The sequence below is a fragment of the Pelomonas aquatica genome, from assembly GCF_026712205.1.
GTDB lineage: Bacteria > Pseudomonadota > Gammaproteobacteria > Burkholderiales > Burkholderiaceae_C > Pelomonas > Pelomonas aquatica.
Genome location: NZ_JAPPUW010000006.1, coordinates 184,916 through 209,298, shown reverse-complemented (window position 1 = coordinate 209,298; position 24,383 = coordinate 184,916). Strand labels below are relative to the sequence as shown.

Below are 24,383 nucleotides of genomic sequence, written 5' to 3'. Positions count from 1 at the left end.
TTTGCAACATGAACCGGTTCGTCGTTCTCTATCAAGGCACTCGCGATCCTTCGAGCCAGGAGGAGCGCACGCTCGTGTCCGCGCTGAAGCGGGTCAGGGTGCTTGAGCGCATGCCCGGCACCGTGTTGGTCGAAGGCGATGAGGCAGACGTTGCTTCGGCGGTGGGGCAGGTCCCGAACTGGACGTTTTCGCGTGAGCGCAGCGCGTCTGCTTCGCCCCCTCACCTTCACGTCAAGGCTGCGGCCTGATTTCCCCTGCAGCGGACGGCGTAGCTTGGCGCGTCGTTGGCTCTTGGCTGACCGTCATTTGGGTTAAGGCGGCTGCAGGTCGGCGAGGGCGAACTTTGCCACCAGACTGAAGCATCGACTGGACGTGCTCGCCAAGCTTCTTCCACGCGGCGCGCTTCTCGTCCGCGAAGTCGTAAAGCAGGTAGTGGCGTCTGACCGCTGGTCCGCCGAGAACGTGGTTCTGGCATCTGTCGATCAAGTCGTTGGGAATGCCGAGACGCTGCATCGTGGTCGCGCTGGTGCGTCGCATGTCGTGAGGTGTCCACTCGCCGTTGTCACCGCCGGCGAGCACGAGGCTGTTGTCCTGCACGCGGTTCTTGGACTTGGCAGTCAGCTTTTTGAACATGAGCTGCCGGTCGCCGACCTGCATAGTGACGGACTGGTCGTAGATCGGGGCGTCGTCCTTGTCGGGGGAGGGGAAGACCCATCGCGACTCACCTGCCATCTCGAACAGGCTCTCGAAGTGCCCGATCGCCTGCGGGCTCAGAAACACCATGAAGTCGCGCCGCTTGCCGCGCGTGGCCTTGCTGTTCTCCTTCGGAATGAACCACTCGCCAGTTTCCAGGTCGATGTGCTTCTTCTCGGCCAGGAGGAGCTCGCCGATACGGCAGGTGGTCAGCAGGCAGAGCCAAACGGCGCACTGGTACTTCTTCGCGAGCCCGCGCTGGGCGCGCACGAGATCCACCCACGGATTCCAGTCGGGATCAGGCAGCGGCGCTCGCTCGACGGGCATGCCCTCGGCGTGACGTTGCCAGAAGCCGCGCGGCGGCGTCGGAATGTTCCGCCGGCCGCAGGCCTTTGACAGGCCGCTGTCGCTGATGCCGAGCTTCTGGGCGAGTCGCATGATTGGCTCGCTCCAGACCAGATCGTAGAGGTCCTTGCGGCTCATGGCCGATGCTTCGCTGTCCATCGCGGCGAAGATGTCCCGCAGCTCGATCAGCTCGGCAGGCGACAGCACCCGCTCCCGCGCATAGTCGATGTCATAGCCTGCATCGACGACGGTCTTGATGTCCACGACGTCGATCGGGTTGCCTTCGGCCAGGAGCCGGCGCCAGGGCTGGCGCTTTTCGGCCCAGTGGTACATCTGCGCCAGATCGTTCCGAACCGCCACGGCCAACCGATTCGCGCCACGCGCCACGATGACCCTCAGCAGCGCGCGGATGTCGTGCTCCGTGGTCTCGCTGACCAGCTTCCGTCCGATGTACGGCCGCACGTTCTTGTCCAGCTGCAGGCGCAGGCCATGGTTGCCGTCGCTGCGCTTCACGCCGTCCAGGAGCCAGGCGTCGATCAAATCGTTGTTGGTCTTCGCGTCGGCCTGCCGCAGGGCCTCGGCCGCGAGCGCAACCTTCACTTCTTGCTGGGCGGCGATGCGCTTGGCGCGGCGCTGGTCGGCCGGATCGATGCCTTCGCGCAGCAGGAGCCTGGCCTCGTCCCGCGTGCGTCGGATCTCAGCCAGATCGGTCTCGGGCCAGAACCCGCAGTCGATGCGCTTCACCTTGCCCGCCGACTTGTACGCGTAGCGCCAGCGGATGACCAGGGTGCCACGCGCTCCGACACGGATCTCGCCGGTCAGCCCATCGCCGTCGCTGACGTGGTCGCCGGCCCACGTGGGCGGCAGATTTCGCAGCTCCGTTACGCTCCAACGAGACCCTTTCGGATGACGCGTCGCCATTTTTTGCTACCTCAGACCTCCAGGTAGGAAGTTCGAATCCTAGCGAATTTGGGGACAACCGTGGGGACAACCGGAGGTCGGGCTGTAGCGGGTCGAAGTTGGATGGCGTGGGACGCTGGTTCTCATAAGTCATTGATTTATAAATGAAATTGCGAATCCCGGGAAATCCCGCAAAATCCCGTAGAATCCGGTTCTGTTCTAATTTGGGAGCAGAGGGTCGCGAGTTCGAATCCCGCCGCCCCGACCAAACCTCTTCGGAACCCGCCGCTGGCCTTGCGTCACGGCGGGTTTGCTTTTGTGAGGCCCCGCATCCAGGGGCCGAGACCCTGGGGCATCCCTAAGTCCGACCGAGCGGTCGGCCAGGACAATCCCGGCCTTTGCTGCAAACCCCCGGCACGGCCACAAGCCGCGCCCGAGACCCATGGCACTCCAACACCTGACCGACGAGCAGATCGCCACCTGGACCCGCGCCCAAAAGGACGAGTGGTGGTTCAAGAACGTCTTCCGCGGCGACATGGCCCAGCTGACGCTGCGCTCGGGCCTGACCGGCTTCCTGCTCGGCGGCGTGCTGTCGGCCACGGGCCTGTACATCGGTGCCAAGACCGGCCTGTCCCTCGGCGTCGGCCTGACCTCGGTGCTGCTGGCCTTCGCGCTGTTCCGCGCGCTGCATGCCGCGGGCTGGGCCAGCGACTACACCATCCTCGAGAACAACTGCACCCAGTCGATCGCAACCGCCTCGGGCTATGTGACGACGGCGCTGATCTCCAGCCTGCCGGCCTATATGCTGGTCTCGGGCGTCATCCCGCCGTGGTGGCAGATGATGATCTGGATGCTGGTCATCTCCGTGACCGGCGTGCTGATCGCCTTCCCGATGAAGCGCCGCTTCATCAACGAGGACCAGGCGCCCTTCCCCGAAGGCCGGGCCTGCGGCGTCGTGCTGGATTCGCTCTACGACGGCCATGGCGACGAAGGCATCTTCAAGGCCAAGCTGCTCGGCTGGGTCAGCGGCGGCGCGGCCCTCTACCAGGCCATCGTCAGCGACGGCTGGATGAAGCTGGTGCAGTTCAAGCTGCTGATGCTGGACAAGTGGGCCGGTCTCGGCGAGCCCTGGCATCTGCACGAGCGGCTGGACGACTACTACTACGCCTGGGCCACCAAGGTGCAGGGCTTCATCCCGAACATCCTCGGCGCCGACTTCCGCACGCTGGGCCTGCGCCTGACGCTGGACGTGGCCGTCATCGGCGTGGGCGGCCTGATGGGCATGGCCATCGCGGCGAGCTGCTTCCTGGGCGCCTTCATCAACTTCGTCATCCTGGCGCCGCTGATGATCCAGATGGGCGACATCACGCCGCGCATCGGCGTGAACGGATTGCCGGTGCCGCTGAGCCGCGTCGAGATCGTCAACCAGTGGTCGCTGTGGTGGGGCGTGACGATGATGGTCGTCGGCGCGCTGGTGTCGCTGCTGGCCAAGCCGGAGATCTTCAAGAGCGCCTTCAAGCGCAGCAGCCAGGCCGCCGACTCCGGCGCCGACCTGCTGAAGGACATCGAGGTGCCGCTGTGGGTCTCCTACGTCGGCGTGCCCGTCATGGGCCTGCTCGGCGCCTACGTGACCCATCTGTTCTTCGGCGTGCCGATGTGGATGGCCGTCATCGCGCTGCCGCTGATCTGCGTGCTCAGCGTCATCTGCACGAACTCGATGGCGCTGACCTCATGGACGCCCACCGGCGCGCTGTCCAAGATCACCCAGTTCACGATGGGCGCGCTGGACCGCAGCAACCCGGCGGCCAACCTGCTGCCGGCCGGCATGACGGCCGAGATCGCCTCCAACGCCGCCAACCTGCTGTCCGACATCAAGCCCGGCTACATGCTGGGCGGCAAGCCGCGCCATCAGGCCATCGGCCACGTCATCGGCAACATCGCCGGCGTGCTGGTCTGCGTGCCGCTGTTCTTCCTGCTCTTCCTGCACCCCGACGCGTCGGGCGTGCGCAGCACGGCCGGCATCGTGTCCGACCAGTTCGGCTTCCCGGCCGCGCTGCAGTGGAAGGGCGTCGCCGACATCATCGCCAAGGGCCTGAAGAGCCTGCCGGCCTCGGTGCTCGTGTCGATGGCCGTCGCCGCCGTCACGGCCGTCGCGATGGAGGTGGCGCGCATCAAGAGCAAGGGCCGCTTCCAGCTGTCGGCCGTCGCGACCGGCCTGGGCGTGGTCCTGCCCCCCGAGGCCGTGCTGGGCATGTTCGTCGGTGCGCTGATCTTCTGGGCCATGGGCCGCAAGCATGGCAAGCGCAAGGGCAGCTTCGGCCACCGTGTCTGGGTCGAGGGTCTGGAGCCGATCTGCGCCGGCCTGATCTCCGGCGCCGCGCTGATGGGCATCGGCAACGCGATCATCAACGTGCTGATCTGATAATCACGCGTTCTGTCTGCCCGTAGCTCAACTGGATAGAGCAGCTGCCTTCTAAGCAGCAGGTCGGGGGTTCTTATTGACGGTCTTCCCAGTTGCACATTAGGATGACTCGCTTTTCACCGTGCGGCGGTAGCTCAACCGGATAGAGCACCAGCCTTCTAAGCTGGGGGTTACGGGTTCGATTCCTGTCCGCCGCACCAAGCATCTGCATGCACTCAGAGTCCTCCATCGGAGGACGTGTGGCGATGCCCAATACGCAACATCGTTGCATGCTATTGGGGTCGGATGTAGACTGATCTTCAGTTGCACATTGAGGTGCAGTTGAAGAACGTAACACTCATCGACGTTGAGGTAGACGGCAAGAAGTCTTTCGGTCTGCTGGGCCCGGACGGACGCCGCATTGCCGCATTCGATGCCTTTGCCAAGTCGCAAAGCGGCCGGCCTATCAACACTCGCTCAGCCTACTGCCGCAACCTCGCGAAGTTCTTTGACTACCTCTTTGAAGCGGCGGCGAAGCTAGCAGATGCTCGAGCAACGTTGACACGAGAAGAACTCGTAGAGGTACTAGAAGCGTATCGCGAGTACTTAGTTTTCGGTGGCATGTCGGGTAACGAACTCGCCCGCAAAGTGAATAGTACTTTGCCGTCGCCGATGGTGTCCAAGGCAAGTTGCGACTCGATGCATGCCCCGATACGACGATTCCTAAAGCTGTCAGAAACCCTGCGCAAGCAGCTTGAGGAACTTGTTCGACATAGGCTGGTAGAGGCGACCGTCGACCCATTTCCGCTCCTACCAAGCTCGACTGCGCGTCAGCTCCAAGCACATCAGGCAGCCGCAATGGTTGCCGCTTCCATGTTTGCCGGCATCGTCTCGGGTGGGCCGAAACTGATTGATGAGGCCTCGTTACCTAGCGTCGGAGGCGCCGCCCCGTACGATAGTAAACGCGCCTTTCCATTCGACGCTGTAGCCGCACTGATCAATGCCATGCCGTCATGGCGGGACAAGGCGCTATACAGCTTCTGCGCGGCATCAGGGTGCCGAATAAGTGAGGCTCTGCAGCTGCTATGGCCAGACATCAGCATGCAGCAGGCGACAGTGAAGCTAGTAGACCCTGCTCATCGAGCAAACGACGCAAGCTATCTCTACCTTACCCCGAAAGAACGCGACAAACTGGTTTGGAAGGGACGAACCAGTCAAGCAACCCTGCTTATCGAACCGTTCGCATCAATGTTCTTCGAGGCGTTGGAAAACTACCTGAAGAATGAGTACTTCCCGCACGGCCTGCATCAGTTCGTATTCCAGCATCGACGAAGCGGGATGGAAGGCCGCCCTTACTTCCTGAGCGCAGCCAGTTCCAGAAACGGAATATTCGGTTCTGCTGTTGCGACTGTAAGGCCCATTACGCAGTTGAACGAAGACTTTGGCGCACATTCTCTGCGCCACATGTATGGCACGTACCTTTTGAACTATTTTCCTCGGTCTGACGGCTCCTACGGCTTACCCATCGGTTTGGTCAAGCAGCTAATGGGACATGCGAACATAAAGTCTACGGAGCGCTACGCGCGGCATGATGTGGAACTATTTCAAGCAGAGCTGGCATACGCCAATTTCATGCTATTCGGAAGCGGCGCAACGAAGACTCTTAATCAAATGCGGCGCGAAGTTTTGCAAGCAAAGCTTGCCATTGTGGAGCGAGCGATTGCACAAGAAGCTACCGCAATAGAAATGTCTACAAGGGTTTCGCAGTGATCAACGTCACCAAAGCCGACGTTGTCTTCAACGTGTCCGGCCGCCAGCTGGATCAATCAATCAGATTAGCGCTTGATTCCGCTGCCACCACACTTACAACATTGTATTCCGCCACCGACGTCGATCTGGAAACAGTCACTGCCAAGGCCAACCTTCGCCTGATCTATGTCAAATATGTTCGCTTATGCACTCTGGTTCGAAACGACTTCACTTTCGACGAGTCCTACGTTTTAGACGCATTCAAGGCCAATGGCACAAGGTTCGAGCCTCTCGATGAGGACGGATTCTATAGATTGACGCTCGCGGAGCGAGAGGGTAATTTCCGGTTTAGGCCAAGTTATCTGGGTCCAGTCCAGTCTGGTCTCGGCTTCTTCCTCATAGCCCTTCATAGCGGAGGAGCGATAACGCTACCGTATTCCTTCAATTGGCCGTTTGTTAAATCTAACAATGGAACAAGAATCGAAATCGCGCCATTCATCGCATCGGAACTCCTGCAGTTAGTGCGATCGGTATACGATTCAGATTCACTAAACGCTGCTGCACTGCAGTCGGTAACGACCCATCATGGGCGGAAGTCTTGGTTTTTGTCTAACGGCACCAAGTTGCTGCTTGCTCTTGGTTGGAATCGGCCAGAAGACGCGAACCTAGATGACCTCCTTAAGGTGAAGGAGGCAAACGATGCCACAGATTTCAGCGGTCGAGGCGCAGCGATGGCGTATCGCGCATTGGTTGATGTGCTTGAACGCAAGTATGGCAACAGGTGTGCAGTGTCCGTCCGGGCATGGGACGCAGCGTTGATATCAGCTGAGCGCCTTGTAGATAAAACAAGCCGACTGTTTGGCGAGAAGACACTGTCGATCAACCTCGATCAGGCGCTCGAAATGCGGCCGTCAGATGCGTTCCCAGAGCGGCTGTTGCGACTTTCTAAGTTGCCTGGGTTGGCAGTTGATTTTGCTGCGATGCGCCAGACTTGGCTTGAACTGCAAGCGACCTACCTGCGAAAGCTTAGGCGGGAAAGCCCCAAAGAACATCAGCGGGCGCTCGGATATCTCAATCTCTACCTGTTCTTTTACCTTCCGTATTGGTTCAACGAGAATAGTGACACTCGTATTAGATACCCAACCACGCCTTCCGAACTGCTTACCAGCGTCTTCATCTCTCGCCTAGTTCACTTGGAGTTTTCAACTCCATTGACCTATCTGGAGTTTGTCGAAAAGTATGGCGAGAGGCAGGGCTGGGCACCAGTAACTCGTCACCACGCGCTGCAGCCGTTGCGACAATTCTTTGAGTTCCTGGGGAGCAACTCCCACGAACTGCCCGGTTGCCAGGGGTTCGTGCAGCCCCTCTCTAAGCATGACTTCCCAGCCGTCGGCAGATTGATTGGCACGAACAAGCGCCCCGTTCCCAGAAGGCTCTTTTCCTTCTACCTGGCCTACGTTGAGACACTCGTCACCTATACCCATGTCGTGCTGGATCGAATCCTTTCAGGGAAACTATCTGGTGATGACGATCTTATTTTCATTGCAAAGAGAACCGTCATAGATACAGTTCGAGCAGCCGATAAAGTCGGTTATGTGCCGATGGTCTTCTTTCGAGGCAGAGGCCATCGGATTCAGTTTCTCCCGAATTGCATGGACCTAGAGACGTTCCGGTTGAAGGATGGCCGGACGCTGCGAATTCCGCAACCGCACGGGTTACATCATGTCCTTGTTGCGATCTACACAGGAATTCGAAACCAACATATTCAATGGTTGGACGCCAGAACATTCGATTCCAAGGTTCATCCCGATGACGTTAGCATCACGAAGTTACTAGTCAATACGGACAAGGTAATGACGAAGTGCTGGGAGCCACACGTCAACGTAAGAGTGATTCAAATTCTGCGCGAACAACTTCGCTGGCGAAATCTGATTGACTGCGCTGGGTTTGACAAAACCGTCTATTATGAGGGTAACGAGAAAACAAAGTGGCCGGCGATTCAGCCTCTTTTCGCAGTCACAGCAGAAGGTTACCCACATCCTGACAGTCGCTACGCGACCGTTTGGGACAAGATTCTCATGGGCGTCCAAGGGATGGCGTCCGAGATCGATTGCGGACGCATTCCCCCCCTTTTCGAGCTTCTGCCGGAGGATGTACCCTACAAAGCGTCTGACCGTCGCGACCGCCTGAACGCTTACCGTGGTTCGTTAGAACCCAAGATCGCCCTTCATCCCAAGAGCGACATTACCCCTCACAGTGCACGAGTCGGAGTAGTCTCGCATCTCATTACCGTTCTTCCGGCTGAGTTTATTGGTAAGTACGTCACCGGCCAGCATACAAGCGTCGTTTACCACTACGTTCGAATCGATGAAGACGACATTCGTGCTTCTCAGGCGGAACAAGCAGTCGCGCTTGCTGTCGGCGCCTACGGCAAGCAGTTCGACGAACTGTTAGCCAACGGGCAACGGCCGAATCCAATTTTTCTCAAGGCTGATCACGTTAATTCAGCTTTTGCAAAGTCCCTAAGGCGCGATTTTGAGGCTACGCTTGCATCCTATGGCTGCGTGACACTCTCGCTTAGAGAGGGAGGAAAGAGCGGCATCGATGTCTTGAGAGAGACACGCGGTGCAGACGCTGCATTCAACAAAACCGAAGTGTGCCCGTTCGGTAATCACTGCCCGCCGGACGTTTTGAAGGACCTCCGTGGGATCGGTCGGTGTGCGTTGTGTCCTTACGCTGTGAGGAGCATTGATCATCTTCCTGCAGTCGTCGCGAAGATTAAGCAGGTTACCGAGCAACTTGAATCAGTCGAGCAAGCTCTGGATAGGTCTGACTTCGACGAGGTACATACAGATACCGAGCGGCAGGAGCGTGAGGCAGAGCGACAGCGCCTAGGGGACGAGCTTGCCGGCTGGAAGTTGTCCAGCGAGGTTCTCGAAGTGCAGCGGCGTCTTATTGAATCGGGGCAGGACTCACGCAGATGGGTCGTTGCTAAGCCGGAGATCATCGAACAGGCACTCCGGAGAATTCCGGTGCCAACGGGAGAAACCGCATACGTTCTAGCGCGGCTCGCAGAGAGTGTCGCTTACCCAACCTTCGATAGTCCCGAAATTAAGGGCCGTTTTGATCTCCTGCGGCGCCAGTTACTCGCGAATGTGGGAAACGTTCGCGCGGCACTCACGTCGCCGATGCCACCCGACCTTACAGCCCAATGCGCCGGGCTGCTGAGAACTTTCGTTGAAGCCAACGGACTCGATTACAGCCGAGTATTGTCACTCCTAACAAAAGAGAGTCATCTGCAGAATCTGGGGCAATCTTCCTCGCAGTTGCTCTTGGAAGGCATTTGAAATGCCAGGGAAGAACCCGTTTGCCGGATGGCAGCAAGAGAAGCTAAAGCGCAGGGAAGCCTTGATTCGTGAGTTTCTGGCCTACATGGGCAAGAAGCGCATGAAGTGCGAGTACATCACCGATCTGGCGGACATGGTTGCGAAGCACATCGCAGAGCGCGAGGGCGCCAACTGCAATCGGGCCACCCTGTTGCGCAATAAGCGATATAAGGCGCTGCTTTTGACGTACATGGCCACCAGCCTCGGTGGGGGGACAAGCGCCATCAATCCCAAAGGGATTGAAGACCCTAAGGCCGGAGCGCTGCTTCTCGCTGCCGAGCTTGGGGTCGAGAACTTGCGTCGCGAGGTGGGTCGGCTGAAGGCCTACATTGCCGAACTTGAATCGGCAAAGTCGAAGTCTATTGCAGAAAGCTCCCCCGAAGACACCAGTCAGGCAGTTGTAGACGAACTGCGACTGAAGCTCGTGCAAACGAGCCAGGCGCTTCTGGCAGTCCTGCACCACTTCGATGGGCTATTGACCGCCGACCGCGACGCAAACCGCATTCTGGACGCAACCACGCGCCCGCCAAAGGTTGTTGTCGATTCCAAGCTGGCCACTCCATTTTTCGAATGGCTCCACCTCAATCGAGACATTGGAAGGTAGGCATGGGTTCGAAGAACGGTAAGCAGATTGGGCAGGAGCACCTTGCGACGTTCGAGGAATACCTCCTCCACGGCGGTCAACTTCCCGTGGCGCGCGAGGGGAGCTTGAATCTGTCTGAACTGGTTCGGGTTACCGGCATTCCCAAGAGCAGCTTCTATCAAAACCCGAAGATCGAGGCGCGGCTAGAAGAAGCACGACATCAGCAAGGTCTGGCCAGGGCTGGTGAGCGTCGACGCGTGGAAGGCGACAGTCCAGAAGGCAGTAGCGCTGAGAAGCCTTTGGCAGCGAGAGCGACGGCGCAACTTGAGAGAAAGCTGCATCGTCTTGAGCAACAGAACGCTGTACTTGTCGCCGAAAACTCCGAGCTGCGTCGCCAGGTCAAGCACCTTCAGCTTCAACTGGGCCGTGAAGACATGCTGATCGACAGCGGACGTCGCATTCCAGCTCCGGCTGAGCGCTCATGACCGTAGTTGCGCAGAACACGACGAACCTTCGCCTGTCGGTCGCGCGCATCGTCAGCGTCGCGCCAAACGGTGGCGCTGTTTTCGGAGGCTTCACCGAGGACGAAAGGCCCTTGCGCGTGCTCGCTGGAGCGCATGTATTGGCAAGGCTGCCGGTCATAGGTGAAGCCTGGTACGTAGAAGGAGAACTGCGAGAGCACGAGCAGTATGGGGTGCAACTGCATGCCACAAGCTGTAGGCCGGAAGTTCCGCGAGGACGGCTCGTTGCGCGCTACCTCTGCCATCACCCGCATTTTGCCGGGATCGGGAAAGGAAAGGCTGAAGAGCTATGGCGGCACTTCGGCGACCGCTTGGCCTCGGTCATCGCGGCCGGCGACTCGGCGCGCTTGGAAGAGGTGCTGACGGCACCTATCGCGTCTCGGCTCATTCAAGTCTGGTCCGAACGCCTGCATGAAACTGAACTGATCGAGCATCTTGACGCGCACGGTATCGAGTGGCGCCTGACAACGCGACTGCTCCGCGTTTGGGGCGATGCTGCTCGCGCCATGCTCGACTCCAATCCCTATCATCTCCTCGCATTCACGAGCTGGCCGATCGTCGATGCCGCAGCTCAGAAGCTTGGGGTTTCGGAAGGTGATGAGAGGCGACTTGTTGGGGCCGTTGAGGCCGCCTTACATGCCAGACTACTGCAGTCTCATACGCTGACTGACCACCAGACATTGCTCGGGCGAGTGAAGAGGCTCCTCGGCCGGCAGAGCGCTGAAGAGGCGATAGCCCTGGCGCTGGCTGGGCGCGCGATTGTTGGTGACAAGGCGCACGGCTACCAAGCGATTGGTGCGGCTGCCCTTGAGCATGGCGTCGAACGGCGCCTGAACGCCATGCTTGCCGGAGAAGTGCCTGCTCAGCAGTCGGTCATCGCGGTCGACTCGGTGCCAAGGTGGGCCACAGGCGTCATCACCGAGATTGAGGCCGAGCAGGGATTCGCGCTGAATGCCGAGCAACGCGATGCAGTGCTCCTGCCTTTCAAGAGCGCTGTCGGCGTCTTGACCGGCGGTGCAGGCGTTGGCAAGACCACGGTGCTTCGCGTGATCATCGAACTTGCCAACCGCCAGGCACTGACAGTCTTTCAAATGGCTCTTGCCGGTCGCGCGGCGCAGCGGATGGCGGAAGCGACTAATGCAATGGCGTCGACGATCGCGAAGTTCATCGCTGCTGCGCGAAGCGGCAAAATCGAGGTGCCTGCCAACAGCCTGGTCGTGATCGACGAGGCGTCCATGCTCGACCTTCCTTCGTTCTACCGAGTCCTGAAGTACCTTCCCGATGGTGTTCGATTGCTTTTGGTAGGCGACCCTGCACAGCTTCCGCCAATCGCCTTCGGTCTGGTCTTCCACAGGTTGGTGGAAAGCGCTCGCGTCCCCAAGGTACATCTGACGGTGGTCCATCGGCAGGCAGCCTCAAGCGGCATCCCTGCGGCAGCTGCTGCCGTTCGGGAGCATCGTCTGCCGGCATTCGTGCCGTATGTCGGCCGCCACAGCGGCGTCAGCTTTGTGCAATGCGGCGCGGACGAGGTGATGGCTGAACTTCGGAAGATCGCTGGCGCATGGGGAGCAGAAGACTTCCAAGTACTGTCAGCGGTGAATTCCGGCAAAGCCGGTGTCCACCACATCAACCAATCGTTCCATGCAGACGCTTGTGATGGTGAGGTAAACCCAACGCCGTACTTACCCGGTGAACCGGTCATCCACCTCGTCAACGACTACGAACGTGGCCTCATGAACGGCAGTCTCGGTCTGGTAGTGACGGTCGCCACCGATGGTGAGCTGTGCTTGGGCTTCGAGGGCGACCTACATACCTTCAGCCCGGCCGAAGCCAGGGAGCAAGTGGAACTGGCGTATGCCATCAGTGTGCACAAGTCCCAGGGATCGCAGTTCAAGCGCGTCGCGGTGGTCGTCGGCAAGAGCAGGATTCTCGACCATGCGCTGATCTACACGGCACTGACTCGCGGTGTTGAGCAGGTCGTGTTCGTGGGTGACCGAGATGCGTTCCAGGTGGCGGTTCAGTCAGCGCCGCTGGTGCGCCAACGGTGTGTCGCTTTCTCGATATGAGCGCCTTCATCGTGCGCTGGAGGAGAACAACTGCAGACCTGTCCAGGGGCGATGAGGCGCATGCCACGCAAGCGCCGCCGGTAGTCAAGTCGTGTTGACGGCAGAGAACGACCAACTTGCAGCTTCCAATGCAAGAAAGCTCCCCACCGAGTGGGATCATTCCTAGGCCTGCCCGGATCGGGCGCTAGCAAGTCAAAGGGCTCCGATCGCGACGCTCGCCAGCTGAAATTGCAGTAAGAAGAGGCAAGGCGGTCGCAGTAGGACCTGTGCCACAGTGGTCTTTGTGACCGTTGCCGCTGGCAAAAGTCCTGTCGCTCGGTACACTTGCCCGCGTGAGACGCCTATTCGTCATCCTGCTGATGATCGTGCTACCGGTGCAGTTCGCCTTTGCAGCTGCGTCCGGGTATTGCGGCCATGAAAGCGGCTCTGCAGCGAGGCACATTGGCCACCACGAGCACCAACATGCTGGCCAATCACAGGTCAAGGAAACCAAGGCAGCGAGCCTGTCCCACGCGGACTGTGAGATGTGCCATTTCGGCTTCAGCGTCCCGAGCGTTGAGGTGCAAATGGCGGCTCACGTGCCGCCCGGTCAGGATGTGTTCGGGGATCCCGTCGAACACCCGTCACACATTCCAGCGTTACCCGAACGACCTGACAGATCGCGCGCCGCCTGATCCGGCGAGACGCGCGTTTCCCTCTTTTCTGATCTCGACGACGTCTCGTCGGATTCCCTCGTTGGTTTCTGCCACTAGGAGAATTCGATGCGAAAGCGTTCGCTGGCGCTCGCCAGCATGGTGGTCTTGGCTGCCGCACTGTGGTGGTCAACCGCCACAGCACGACCGGTGTGCGTCGTAGCCGAAGCTGAGCCTGCTCTAGCAAGTCCTCCAACCCTCCAACTTGCGGGGGGGCACATTGCCGTGGCACGCGTTGCGCCGCACGGTCCGTGGGCGAACTGCCGCCTTGATGGCTGCATCGAGGCGACCAGGGCGCAGGCAACCAACACTGAGAGCGGCGCGGGTACGCGCGACGGCTGGCGTATGTCACCGACATCTACCGAAATCATTGAGCCGGCGAGGCATACCCGCGCCGGTCGACGGAGTAACACATGGGATTCTTTGAACGACTACTCAAGGGCGGCATGGGCGGCCACGGCGGCGGCCACCACGGTGGCTCGCGCTCGCACGGCGGCGGGCATGGCGGGCACGGCAGTGGCTACTACCCACCTGCACCGGCCGCACCGCCGCAAGGCGGCGCGCCGGCTGGCGTTGGTGGCCTGGTCTGCGCCAAATGCGGTACGCAGGGGTTGCCGGGTGCGCGCTTTTGCAGCGGATGTGGTGGGCAACTGATGGCTACCTCCTGTCAGAGCTGCGAAACGGCTCTGACGCCGGGTGCCCGCTTTTGCAACCAGTGCGGAAAGCCCGCGCCATGATCACCATACGCAGGCGCGTGGCCATTGTGAGTGTGTTGTCCCTTGGCAGTTTGCAACTGGCGGGCTGCGCCGAGCGTCCGCTCAGGCCGCCTGACGACCGCTACTGCTTCCGCGCCAAAACACGCTCTGGTTCAAAGCCGACGTGCACGCCAGGGCCGGTGCCAGACCTCGCCGCCGACGAAAAGGCGAAGAGGTTCGAGCCGGTGCCAGGCAGCCTGGTCGTCTACGTTGTGCGCAGGCGCTGGGGCGATGCCGCCTACGTGGTCAACGTGACTATGGATGGCGGAGAGCTCGTGGGCACCACGCCGGCATCCTTCGTCAGGTTGGTGGTCCCACCGGGCCTCCACAAACTGAGCTTTGAGTGGAAGAAGGGCAGGGGTGTGCTTGATGTGCGCGGCGACGCTGGCCAAGTGGTCTTTGTCGAGCTGATCGGGAGTCTGTGGTTCTGGAACGAGTGGTACCGGTTGGAGATGGGCGACTCCTCTATCCGCGACAGAGCGATGAAGAGTCGGTTGGTGGCCGACGTGAAGGTGGGTGGACGCGAATGATGGATAAGAGACGAGACGAGGCCGAGCCGGGCGACAAGATGCCGGACCTGCCACCCGAATCGGCTGCCGCGCATTTCGAGGCGATCGGGAAGGCTATCAACGACATCGACGTGATCGTCACCGGGTTGCTGGAGAGGATTCCGCCCTCCAAGCCGTGGCAGCGACAGCTCCGGGTCCACCTGCGCGACGCCGATCGACATGTCGAAATCCTGCGGTTGGCGATTTCGCTAGAGCACGACATCACGGAGATCCACGATGCAGCGCGCAAGCTCAAGCAAGTTCTGGAGGTCGCCAACGTTCAGACCGCGGGCGGCCGTGCCGACGGCGGGACCAGGAATGCGTTGATGGTGGCCTACCGGAACGCCTCACTGTTGAGCGCGCTGCTCGCGCCGTGAACCGCAGGGAATCCCTTCCAACCAAAGGAAGAACTCAATGACCGACCCAAAAGCTTCGGCACACGAGCGATATCACGCAGCCATGGTCGAGGTGAAGCGCCGTTTGCGCGCCATCACTCGCATCCAGGGAGCGAAGAAGCCTCGCACCTTGACCCTGGACACCGACAACGAGTTCATGTGGCTACAGATCCGCAAAGTCGTGGAGTTGGTGGCCTTCGCAAGCATCTCTTCCGACGAGACCCGGTATGCCGCGCTTCGTGCAGAGGCCAAGGACAACCCCGACTACACGCGTGATTGGAAGGTCGGTGACATCCTGAGGCGGTTATCGAAGATCACACCGCACTTCCTGCCGATTCCGATCAGGAGCGTGCAGGTGGTTGCCGAGGGGGTCTGGCATTTCGATGAGGGCGAGGAGAAGCAGACACTCGAACGCTTCATCGAAATCTACGAACGCGCTGGAGAGCATCTTCACGTTCCCAACCCATTCGCTGACGCGACGATGGAGCGGCACCAACATCTGTTGTCCACCTCGAGGGAACAGCTCTGCGACGACGTGAAGTATCTCGTCGGCGTCCTGTGGACGCATGCCAAGGTCGGTCTCGAGTTCGATCCTGATCAGGGAGAGCCACGGGAGGCCGCGAGCCCGATTTCGGCCTGGCTGGTGCGGCTTGGATGGCCGGACAACGATGACGTTCAGATCGTGCTCGCGGAAGGGGTCACCCGACCAACGGACGAGACGGGTGAAAGGGGAACTGCCGCATGACGAATGAAGATCCACAGCCGATATCAGCGCTCTGGCAGAACGAGTTCAATGTCGACAACTTGATCGACTATGCCCGTGCGTCAAAGGACCTGTCCGATTACATCCGAGTGCTGGTCAAGGAGGGCTACCGGCATCTGGTTGTTCCCAGCCGAGGCGCGGTGCCGTTCATCAACGCTGCCGCGGCGGCCTGGCGACTAGACGTTCGCGCACTGCCGAACTTCGACGACCGTCTGAGGGAGATGACCGAACTCACATATTCGCCCTTCCACCAGAAGCTCGTTCTCCCCTTCTCCGCAGATCCGCAGGATGCAACACAGACGACGATGTCGATCCGTCGGTATTGGAGCCGAGTCCTTGCGGCACTGGTCCGGCGCAACGGGACCGACCCGCACCTGACCCTCTACAAGGTGCTGGTCGAGAGCCTGGCCAAGCGATCGTGGCTGGCGGCCTTGCCCAGCAAGCTGCCCACTGAGAAGTTCATCTTCGTCGACACGGTAGTCTCTGGGCGGGCCATCTGTGAGATTTTCAAGGCGTTCGAAGAACTCGGGCTCAACGAGTGTCACTTTGTTCTGATCGTCGATGCGCGGGGCGCCGAGGTGGCGTCGCGGTACCAGCGAGAGATCACGGCGATGGCCGATCAGGGGCGGTGCACCGTGATTCCCGTGAATAGGCTCTTCACGGAGGATCGCGGGCCTGCGGTCAGTGGGGTCTGGAGTACGGTGTATCCGCAAGTGCTCGATGCCGTCCGGCAGCGCTTTGAGTGGGCCCGGGACGCGTACGGAGCAGGAACGTTCTATTGGCAGGTTTCGAGTTCGCAGGTCAAGCAGCGAGAGGGAATCGGCACAACCGACTACAACATGCCCGTCACGCAGATGTACGCCTCGATTTCGGTGGGCATCTTCACAGCCGTGAGAGCGTTGCAGGATCTGGAAGGGGTGGAGCAGAAGCTGGTCGATCAGGTCGGTCGACACGCAACGGGGTTCGAGGACATGCTCAGCGAACGCAAGGCTGAGATCGAGATCAACCTTCGCCGGCAACTGAAGTACCAGCTCATGAGCTTCCGGGAGTCGGTCGACGAGATGAGGCCGTACAGCCCCATGGACAAAGAGACGACCCGGACCCTTGCCGAACCCCGGGTGTTGGAGGCGCATCCCAACGCCGTCGTTGAAGTCTCGAGTTCCCACCTGGTCCGGGTCAAGTTGCCGGAGTCGGAGGTCGCCCGCGTGATGATCGATGCAGAACGCGAGATTGCCCTGGGAAAGGATGTTCTTGACGATGACTGGTTTCGTTAGGGCAGCTACCCGGCGCCGCCAGGCCCGCTTCCACATGACAGATTTGTAATGAGAAGGGCAGGCTTCCCGTCGGGGTCGCATTTCTAAAGTTCATTCCATGGTGAACGCCTCAGGTGGCTCTCCCGAGCAACCCGTCCGCCGAAGTAGGAACCTTTATGAACCGCGCCTTTTCTGCCTCCGCCCTCATTGCCAGCCTCGTCTTTGCCGTCAGCGCCGTCCAAGCCGGCCCCCAGTCGGCTCCCGCCAACGACCGGATGCTCAACGGCAAGTCGGTCCACGGGGAAGTAGTCGCCGCGACTCCGGACGCGCGAATCGTCAATGTCGACGCCGGCAAGGCCATCAACGTGAACTGCGGTGACGTGGTGACGTTCCAGAGCGCTGGCAAGAACTTCACCTGGAAGTTCAACTCGGCCGGACACCGTCCGCTGGACGTTCGCACCATCGCTCCCCAGGGCTTCACCGACAAGAAGCTGATGGTCTACGTCTCGCGCAACGAGAGCGAAGGCGCTTGATGCCTGCGGGCTCTGATCCGCGGTCCGGACCGGGCCGCGGATGGAGCCAATCAGGCTTCTGCAAGGCAGGGCAAGCTTGCACTGCGAACGATTTCACGGGATTGGTCGCCACCAATTCACTCACGATTAACAGATTCACGACACAATCCGGTCCATGCGTCGCTGGCTGACCATCCTTCTGCTGTTTGTCCTGCCCGTCCAGTTCGCCTGGTCGGCAGCGGCAGCCTATTGCCAGCACGAGCAAGTCCCGACGAAGACTCACATCGGACACCACGTCCATGAGCATGAGGCCAGCGGCGAGTCCGGATCCAAGGCATCCGGCAAGCATCTGGGAGACAAGTCGGGTTCCAAGAGCATCAAGCTGGTCGGCGACAACGACTGCGGCTACTGCCACCTGAGCTTGGCGAAGCCGCTGGTGGCAGAAGAGCTGAAGTTCGATGCCAGCGCTGCCTACGCCGTGGACTTCGCGTCCAACCAGGCCTTCCGTTCGCGCGGGCCTGACCTCCTCGAACGCCCCAACTGGCGCGTCGCCTGATTCGGCGAGCGCAGTTCCGTTCCAACCCCTTTCTCGTCTGATGCGGCCCTGACCGCAGCACTGCACTCGCCGAAACCCTCGCGTTGTTCCAACAACCCCGGAGTTTTCGATGCGCAGAACCCTTGTGCCGCTGGCTTGTGCGGCACTCCTCTCATCCCTTGCCCAGGCGCAATCGTCTGGGAACCCCACACCTGCTGTTGCTGAGCTGCGAATCGCGCCGGCAGCGGCACCGGCCTCCGCGCCCGTCGCACAGGTTGCGCCGCTGACCCTGCGCACCGCCGTGGACACTGCGTTGGCGCAGAACCCACAGCTTCGCGCCGCTACGGCCGAACTCGACGCCAACGACGGTACGGTCCGGCAGGCCGGCCTGATCCCGAACCCCGTACTTGGCGTCGATCAAGAGGACGTAAAAAACGGCACGCGTGTCACCACAGTGCAGCTCAGCCAAACGCTCGAACTGGGCGGCAAGCGTGCGGCCCGGGTCGAACTGGCTCGGCGCGGCAAGGACATTGCGGCCCTCGATCTGGTGGCGACGCGTGCTGATGTGCGTGCCGTGGCCATCCAGGCGTTTTTCGATGCCTTGACTGCGCAGGAGCGGGTCAAGGTGGTCGAGGAATCCTTGCGAATTGCCACCAGCGGTGTTGATGCGGCGACTCGCCGCGTGACAGCCGGCAAGGTGTCGCCGACCGAGGAGACGCGAGCCCGGGTTGCGGCCTCGACGGCGCGCATTGACCTGCGCCAAGCGCAAGCGGAGGCCTCTGCGGCCTTGCGCGCACTGTCCGCGGTCATGGGAGCGCCTGAGGGGTCTATCCAGCGTTTGGACGGAAATGTGGACGCCTTGCCTGTTGCCCCTTCGGCTCCCGACATCATGGCCCGTCTTCCCGAAGCGCCGGCGGTGCGCCGCGCACAGCTCGAAGTGCAGCGTGCGGAGGCGACCTACGGCCTCGCGCGAGCGAACGGCGTGCCGAACGTGACGGTTGGTCTTGGCGCCCGCCGGGCTCAGGACATTGGCCGTAACCAGCCTGTCTTCAGCGTGTCGGTGCCGTTGCCGTTCTTTGACCGCAACCAAGGCACGCAGTTGGAGGCGCTGCGTCGCCGCGATGCCGCCCAGGCCACCGCACAGGCAGAGGAGCTTCGGCTGCGCTCTGAAGTCCTCCAGATGGCAGACCTGCTGCAGGCACGCAAGGACGAGGTCGAGGCGTTGCGCAAGGAAGTGCTGCCAGGTGCGCAAAGCGCCTATGAAGCCGCCAAGACCGGGTTCGAGCTTGGCAAGTTCAGCTTCCTCGACGCTCTGGACGCCCAACGCACCTGGCTCCAGGTCCGCAGCCAGTACTTCACCGCGGTGGCGCAGGTTCACCGCACGGCTGCAGAGATCGACCGCAAGCTCGGCTCCACGTCAGACCGGCCCTGAGCGGCAATCCAACTTCGAGATCAACGATGAAATTCAACCAAAACACGTCCGAGGGCGCACGCGCCTCGCTCGGCAAGAAGCAGATGATCGCCATTGCGGTGGTCCTGGCGCTGGGCGCTGTGGGCACGTTCTCCATCCTTCGCATGGGCGGCAGTGCGCCCGCATCGGAGAAGAGCGAGGGCCATGGCGAAGCCAAAGGCCATGGAGACGATGAGCACCATGGCGAAGCGAAGGGGGACAAAGGCCACAAGGATGCAGACAGCCATGGGGACGGCGAGCATCACGAAGACGCACAGAAGGGCGCCAACGGCGGCGACATCCTTGGCGAGCAGAAGGGTCTCACCGTCGAGATGTTGCTCTCCGAGGACGGCGGCGCCCCACGCATCAAGCTGTGGGTGACCAACGCAGGAAAGCCCGTGAAGGTCACTGCGGAGCAAGTGGCCGCCCAGCTCGAGCGTCCGGGTCAGGATCCGGAGAAGATTTCGTTCGCCCTGCAGGGTGGCGCGCTTGTCAGTGCCCAGAACATCGAGGAGCCGCACCTGTTCAAGGGCACGGTCAGCGTTCAAACGGGCGGAGGCCCTTTGAGTTTCAATTTCGCAAAGGATGAAGGGGCGGTCGCGATGACCGCTGAGCAGATCCAGGCGGCTGGCGTTTCCATCGACAAATCCGGGCCGGCGAAGATTCGGACGGCTCTGCAGTTGCCAGGCGAGATCGCCTTCAACGAAGACAAGACTGCCCACGTCGTTCCTCGCGTCGGTGGCGTGGTGGAGTCGGTTGCAGTCTCCTTGGGCCAGCAGGTCACGAAGGGCCAGGTGCTCGCAGTGATCAACAGCTCCAGCGTGTCCGACCAGCGTTCTGAGCTGCAGGCCGCGCAAAAGCGCTTGCAACTGACACGTGCGACCTACGAGCGTGAGAAACAGCTGTTTGAACAGCGCATCTCGCCGCAGCAGGACGTGCAGCAGGCTGAGCAGGCCATGCGCGAATCCGAGATTGCGGTGGCCAACGCACGCCAGAAACTGAACGCCATTGGCGCTTCGGCTGATTCGTCCGCGCTCAACCGCTTCGAGCTGCGTGCCCCATTCAACGGCGTGATCGTCGAGAAGCATATCGCCCTGGGCGAACAAGTGCGTGAGGACGTCAACGTCTTCACCATCTCTGACCTGCGCTCGGTCTGGGCACAGATCAACGTGCCGGCCAGCAGCCTGCCCCAGGTTCGCATCGGCGAGAACGTGACCATCAAGACGACGGCGTTCGAGCAGACGGCGGTGGGCAAGGTCGCCTATGTCGGCGCGCTGATCGGCGAGCAGACGCGCACCGCGCAGGCCCGCGTGGTCGTCGACAACCCCCAGACCGCCTGGCGTCCTGGCCTGTTCGTGAATGTCGAGGTGGCCGCTGGCGAGACGGACGCTCCGGTCACGGTGACCGCCGATGCTGTCCAGACGATGGAAGGCAAGTCGATCGTGTTCGTGCGCACCGCCAGTGGCTTCGCGCCGGTCCCGATCGAGCTGGGTCGCAGCGACGGCAAGCGCACCGAGGTCAAGTCCGGCCTGAAGGCGGGGGCGCAATACGCAACCTCCGGCGCTTTCGTCATCAAGTCCGAGGCCGGCAAGGCGTCGGCTACGCACGCGCACTGAAAGAGGCGTCCAAATGTTTGAACGCATCATCCGTTTTGCCATCGAGCATCGATGGCTTGTCATGCTGGCGGTATTCGGCATGGCCGCGCTGGGTGTCTTCAGCTACCAGAAGCTGCCCATCGACGCCGTGCCGGACATCACCAACGTCCAGGTCCAGATCAACACCAAGGCTCCCGGCTACTCGCCACTCGAAACCGAGCAGCGCGTGACGTACCCAATCGAGACGGTCATGGCTGGCCTGCCGGGGCTGGAGCAGACCCGCTCGCTGTCTCGCTACGGCCTGTCCCAGGTCACCGTCATCTTCAAGGACGGCACCGATATCTACTTCGCGCGCCAGCTCGTCAACGAGCGGATCCAGAGCGCGCGAGGCCAGATGCCGGCAGGTGTCGAGCCCAACATTGGTCCGATCTCTACCGGTCTTGGTGAGATCTACCTGTGGACGGTGGAGACCAAGCCCGGCGCGAAGAAGCCCAACGGTGAGCCGTACACCCCCACCGATCTGCGCGAGATCCAGGACTGGGTCATCAAGCCGCAATTGCGCAACGTCACTGGCGTCACCGAGATCAACACCATCGGTGGTTTCGCCAAGGAATACCACGTCGCGCCGGATCCAAGCCGGCTGGCCTCATACGGCATCACGCTGGCCGATGTCGTCAACGCCCTCGAACGCAACAACGCGAACGTCGGCGCGGGCTACATCGAGCGACGCGGCGAGCAGTACCTGATCCGCGCGCCGGGGCAGGTCCGCTCGATCGCTGACATCGGCAACGTGGTGCTGCGCAACGAAGGCAGCGTTCCGGTCCGCATCAAGGATGTGGCCACGGTCGAGCTAGGCCGCGAACTGCGCACGGGCGCTGCGACCGACAACGGCAAGGAAGTCGTGCTCGGCACGGTGTTCATGCTGATCGGCGAGAACAGCCGCACCGTGTCCCAGGCCGTCGACAAGAAGATGGAGGAGATCAACAAGAACCTGCCGGCTGGTGTGCATGCAGTGACGGTCTACGACCGCACGACCCTCGTCGACAAGGCGATAGGCACCGTCAAGAAGAACCTGCTGGAAGGCGCGATCCTCGTGATCGTCATCCTCTTCCTGTTCCTGGGCAACATCCGCGCGGCCATCCTGACCGCGATGGTGATCCCGCTGTCCATGCTCTTCACCTTCACGGGCATGGTGAACCAGAAAGTCAGCGCGAACTTGATGAGTCTGGGTGCGCTCGACTTCGGCATCATCATCGACGGCGCCGTCGTGATCGTCGAGAACTGCGTCAGGCGGCTGGCGCACGCGCAGGAGCACAAGGGGAGGCCGCTGACACAGTCGGAACGCTTCCACGAGGTGTTCCTGGCATCACAGGAAGCACGCCGTCCGCTGCTCTTCGGACAGCTGATCATCATGATCGTGTACCTGCCGATCTTTGCGCTGGCGGGTGTCGAAGGCAAGATGTTCCACCCGATGGCGTTCACGGTCGTGATCGCGCTCGTTGGCGCCATGATCCTGTCGATGACGTTCGTGCCTGCAGCCGTCGCGCTGTTCATCGGCAAGAAGGTTTCCGAGAAGGAAAACTTCCTGATGGGTTGGGCGCGCCGCGCCTACGAGCCGGCACTGGTTCGTGTGATGAATGCCAAGCCCTTGGTCATCACGATCGCGGTCGTCACAGTACTGCTGTCCGGTCTGCTGGCGACGCGCATGGGTAGCGAATTCGTGCCCAGCCTGAACGAAGGAGACTTCTCCATCCAAACGCTGCGTATCCCGGGCACCAGCCTGTCGCAGTCCGTGGCGATGCAGCAGCAGCTCGAGACCACGCTGAAGAACAAGTACCCGGAGATCGAGCGCGTCTTCGCCCGCACTGGCACCGCTGAGATCGCGTCCGACCCGATGCCGCCGAACATCTCGGATGCGTACGTCATGCTCAAGCCGCAGTCCGAGTGGCCCGAGCCGCGCAAGACTCGCGACGAGCTGGCAGCGCTGGTGAAGGCAGACGTCGAAAAGCTCCCGGGTCAGAACTACGAGTTCTCGCAGCCGATCCAGCTGCGGTTCAACGAGCTGATCTCGGGCGTGCGTTCGGACGTGGCCGTCAAGGTCTTCGGTGACGACATGGACGTGATGAACGAGGCTGCTGGCAAGATTGCGGCGGTTCTCAAGGGCATCTCTGGCTCGACCGAAGTGAACATCGAGCAAACCACCGGTCTGCCGATGTTGAGTGTCCAGATCGACCGCGAGAAGACGGCACGCTATGGCCTGAACGTGCAAGACGTGCAGGACACGCTGGCGACCGCGGTCGGCGGCAAGGAAGGCGGCACGATGTTTGAGGGCGACCGTCGATTCGACATCATCGTGCGCGTGCCCGAGAACGTGCGCTCCGATCTGGAGGCCATCAAGCGGCTGCCGGTGCCACTGCCGGCCGGCGCCAACAGCGCAGCCCGTAAGTTCATACCGTTGAGCGAAGTTGCTGAGCTGTCGTTGTCGCCTGGACCCAACCAGGTGAGCCGTGAGAACGGCAAACGCCGCGTGGTGGTCAGCTCCAACGTCCGCGGCCGCGATATCGGCTCGTTCGTTGCCGAGGCTGAACAGGCGATCCAGCAACAGGTGAAGTTGCCGACCGGCTACTGGATGGTCTGGGGCGGCCAGTTCGAAAACCTGCAATCTGCCACCAACCGACTGAAGGTCGTGGTGCCCGTGTCGCTGATGCTGGTCTTCACGCTGCTGTTCGTCATGTTCGGCAATGCCAAGGACGGCCTTCTGGTGTTCACAGGCATCCCGTTCGCGCTGACGGGCGGCATCGTGGCGCTGTGGCTGCGGGACATTCCGATGTCCATATCAGCGGCTGTGGGCTTCATCGCGCTATCCGGCGTGGCAGTGCTCAACGGACTGGTGATGATCTCGTTCATCCGCAACCTGCGCGAGTCAGGGAAGAGCCTTGACGATGCCATCTTCGAAGGCGCAATCACCCGATTGCGGCCCGTGTTGATGACTGCGCTGGTCGCGTCGCTGGGTTTCGTGCCCATGGCCATCGCCACGGGTACGGGTGCCGAGGTTCAGCGTCCGCTGGCCACGGTCGTTATCGGCGGCATCCTGTCGTCGACGGCGCTCACGCTGCTGGTGCTGCCGGTGCTCTACCGAATCGCCCACCGCAAGGACGAGGATGCGGAGGAGTCTCCTCCCACCAAGCCTGCCCAGGAGGTGATTGCATGAACGCACAGTCGCACTTCGCGGTGCGGCGGC

General features: G+C 61.2%; 18 protein-coding genes and 1 tRNA gene. 18 read left to right on the top strand and 1 reads right to left on the bottom strand.

Features of this window, described 5'->3' with window-relative positions; genetic code table 11:
- Nucleotides 1-8: 8 nt before the first annotated feature.
- The gene (locus tag NYP07_RS08535) at nt 9-248 is read left to right on the top strand and encodes a hypothetical protein (RefSeq protein WP_268149362.1); all 240 of its coding nucleotides are present in this window, start codon (nt 9-11) and stop codon (nt 246-248) included.
- Here NYP07_RS08535 and NYP07_RS08530 read toward each other — a convergent pair.
- Nucleotides 232-1,959, bottom strand: coding sequence for a tyrosine-type recombinase/integrase (locus NYP07_RS08530; protein WP_268149360.1), 1,728 nt, complete (start codon nt 1,957-1,959; stop codon nt 232-234). The two genes, NYP07_RS08535 and NYP07_RS08530, sit on opposite strands and share 17 nt — an antisense overlap.
- Before the next feature lie 421 nt (nt 1,960-2,380).
- On the opposite strand from NYP07_RS08530, the gene NYP07_RS08525 reads away from it, so the two are divergent.
- From NYP07_RS08525 to NYP07_RS08445, 17 genes are all read left to right on the top strand, one after another.
- Nucleotides 2,381-4,360, top strand: coding sequence for an OPT family oligopeptide transporter (locus NYP07_RS08525; protein ID WP_268149358.1), 1,980 nt, complete (start codon nt 2,381-2,383; stop codon nt 4,358-4,360).
- Nucleotides 4,361-4,483: 123 nt separating this feature from the next.
- Nucleotides 4,484-4,560, top strand: a tRNA-Arg gene (locus NYP07_RS08520).
- Nucleotides 4,561-4,675: 115 nt separating this feature from the next.
- Nucleotides 4,676-6,109, top strand: coding sequence for a tyrosine-type recombinase/integrase (locus tag NYP07_RS08515; RefSeq protein WP_268149356.1), 1,434 nt, complete (start codon nt 4,676-4,678; stop codon nt 6,107-6,109).
- On the top strand, nt 6,106-9,435 hold the full coding sequence (locus tag NYP07_RS08510; protein ID WP_268149354.1) for a hypothetical protein: 3,330 nt from the start codon (nt 6,106-6,108) through the stop codon (nt 9,433-9,435). Before NYP07_RS08515 ends, NYP07_RS08510 begins: the two co-directional genes overlap by 4 nt.
- A 1-nt stretch (nt 9,436) precedes the next feature.
- Nucleotides 9,437-10,078, top strand: coding sequence for a hypothetical protein (locus NYP07_RS08505; RefSeq protein ID WP_268149352.1), 642 nt, complete (start codon nt 9,437-9,439; stop codon nt 10,076-10,078).
- A 2-nt stretch (nt 10,079-10,080) separates the two neighbouring features.
- Complete coding sequence (locus NYP07_RS08500) at nt 10,081-10,542, top strand: DUF6262 family protein (RefSeq protein WP_268149350.1); 462 nt, start codon at nt 10,081-10,083, stop codon at nt 10,540-10,542.
- Nucleotides 10,539-12,644, top strand: coding sequence for an AAA family ATPase (locus NYP07_RS08495; RefSeq protein ID WP_268149348.1), 2,106 nt, complete (start codon nt 10,539-10,541; stop codon nt 12,642-12,644). The genes NYP07_RS08500 and NYP07_RS08495 overlap by 4 nt, the downstream gene beginning before the upstream one ends.
- Before the next feature lie 1,105 nt (nt 12,645-13,749).
- Entirely contained in the window at nt 13,750-14,073 is a 324-nt protein-coding gene (locus NYP07_RS08490) for a zinc ribbon domain-containing protein (protein WP_338091305.1), read from the top strand.
- Complete coding sequence (locus NYP07_RS08485) at nt 14,070-14,621, top strand: hypothetical protein (RefSeq protein WP_268149346.1); 552 nt, start codon at nt 14,070-14,072, stop codon at nt 14,619-14,621. The genes NYP07_RS08490 and NYP07_RS08485 overlap by 4 nt, the downstream gene beginning before the upstream one ends.
- Nucleotides 14,621-15,016, top strand: a complete 396-nt coding sequence (locus NYP07_RS08480; protein WP_268149344.1) for a hypothetical protein — start codon at nt 14,621-14,623, stop codon at nt 15,014-15,016. The genes NYP07_RS08485 and NYP07_RS08480 overlap by 1 nt, the downstream gene beginning before the upstream one ends.
- Nucleotides 15,017-15,053: 37 nt before the next feature.
- Nucleotides 15,054-15,779 carry a hypothetical protein gene (locus tag NYP07_RS08475; protein WP_268149342.1) on the top strand — a complete coding sequence of 242 codons (726 nt, stop codon included), beginning with the start codon at nt 15,054-15,056 and terminating at the stop codon, nt 15,777-15,779.
- A complete protein-coding gene (locus tag NYP07_RS08470; protein WP_268149340.1) occupies nt 15,776-17,071 on the top strand; it encodes a hypothetical protein in 1,296 nt (431 codons plus the stop codon). Before NYP07_RS08475 ends, NYP07_RS08470 begins: the two co-directional genes overlap by 4 nt.
- Before the next feature lie 155 nt (nt 17,072-17,226).
- On the top strand, nt 17,227-17,583 hold the full coding sequence (locus NYP07_RS08465) for a CzcE family metal-binding protein (RefSeq protein ID WP_268149338.1): 357 nt from the start codon (nt 17,227-17,229) through the stop codon (nt 17,581-17,583).
- A gap of 154 nt (nt 17,584-17,737) precedes the next feature.
- Complete coding sequence (gene czcI, locus NYP07_RS08460) at nt 17,738-18,118, top strand: cation efflux protein, CzcI family (protein ID WP_268149336.1); 381 nt, start codon at nt 17,738-17,740, stop codon at nt 18,116-18,118.
- 109 nt (nt 18,119-18,227) lie between these two features.
- Nucleotides 18,228-19,529, top strand: a complete 1,302-nt coding sequence (locus NYP07_RS08455; RefSeq protein ID WP_268149334.1) for a TolC family protein — start codon at nt 18,228-18,230, stop codon at nt 19,527-19,529.
- 26 nt (nt 19,530-19,555) lie between these two features.
- Nucleotides 19,556-21,163 carry an efflux RND transporter periplasmic adaptor subunit gene (locus NYP07_RS08450; RefSeq protein ID WP_268149332.1) on the top strand — a complete coding sequence of 536 codons (1,608 nt, stop codon included), beginning with the start codon at nt 19,556-19,558 and terminating at the stop codon, nt 21,161-21,163.
- Nucleotides 21,164-21,176: 13 nt separating this feature from the next.
- Nucleotides 21,177-24,353, top strand: a complete 3,177-nt coding sequence (locus tag NYP07_RS08445) for an efflux RND transporter permease subunit (protein ID WP_268149330.1) — start codon at nt 21,177-21,179, stop codon at nt 24,351-24,353.
- The last annotated feature ends 30 nt before the right edge of the window (nt 24,354-24,383 follow it).

Excerpts from the sequence above, each read along its gene's own strand:
- NYP07_RS08455 (WP_268149334.1), top strand. The coding sequence starts at position 18,228 with ATGCGCAGAACCCTTGTGCCGCTGGCTTGTGCGGCACTCCTCTCATCC.
- NYP07_RS08480 (WP_268149344.1), top strand. The coding sequence starts at position 14,621 with ATGGATAAGAGACGAGACGAGGCCGAGCCGGGCGACAAGATGCCGGAC.
- NYP07_RS08450 (WP_268149332.1), top strand. The coding sequence starts at position 19,556 with ATGAAATTCAACCAAAACACGTCCGAGGGCGCACGCGCCTCGCTCGGC.
- NYP07_RS08530 (WP_268149360.1), bottom strand. The coding sequence starts at position 1,959 with ATGGCGACGCGTCATCCGAAAGGGTCTCGTTGGAGCGTAACGGAGCTG.
- NYP07_RS08490 (WP_338091305.1), top strand. The coding sequence starts at position 13,750 with ATGGGATTCTTTGAACGACTACTCAAGGGCGGCATGGGCGGCCACGGC.
- NYP07_RS08485 (WP_268149346.1), top strand. The coding sequence starts at position 14,070 with ATGATCACCATACGCAGGCGCGTGGCCATTGTGAGTGTGTTGTCCCTT.
- NYP07_RS08495 (WP_268149348.1), top strand. The coding sequence starts at position 10,539 with ATGACCGTAGTTGCGCAGAACACGACGAACCTTCGCCTGTCGGTCGCG.
- NYP07_RS08535 (WP_268149362.1), top strand. The coding sequence starts at position 9 with ATGAACCGGTTCGTCGTTCTCTATCAAGGCACTCGCGATCCTTCGAGC.
- NYP07_RS08475 (WP_268149342.1), top strand. The coding sequence starts at position 15,054 with ATGACCGACCCAAAAGCTTCGGCACACGAGCGATATCACGCAGCCATG.
- NYP07_RS08465 (WP_268149338.1), top strand. The coding sequence starts at position 17,227 with ATGAACCGCGCCTTTTCTGCCTCCGCCCTCATTGCCAGCCTCGTCTTT.
- NYP07_RS08525 (WP_268149358.1), top strand. The coding sequence starts at position 2,381 with ATGGCACTCCAACACCTGACCGACGAGCAGATCGCCACCTGGACCCGC.
- NYP07_RS08445 (WP_268149330.1), top strand. The coding sequence starts at position 21,177 with ATGTTTGAACGCATCATCCGTTTTGCCATCGAGCATCGATGGCTTGTC.
- NYP07_RS08500 (WP_268149350.1), top strand. The coding sequence starts at position 10,081 with ATGGGTTCGAAGAACGGTAAGCAGATTGGGCAGGAGCACCTTGCGACG.
- NYP07_RS08470 (WP_268149340.1), top strand. The coding sequence starts at position 15,776 with ATGACGAATGAAGATCCACAGCCGATATCAGCGCTCTGGCAGAACGAG.
- NYP07_RS08505 (WP_268149352.1), top strand. The coding sequence starts at position 9,437 with ATGCCAGGGAAGAACCCGTTTGCCGGATGGCAGCAAGAGAAGCTAAAG.
- czcI (WP_268149336.1), top strand. The coding sequence starts at position 17,738 with ATGCGTCGCTGGCTGACCATCCTTCTGCTGTTTGTCCTGCCCGTCCAG.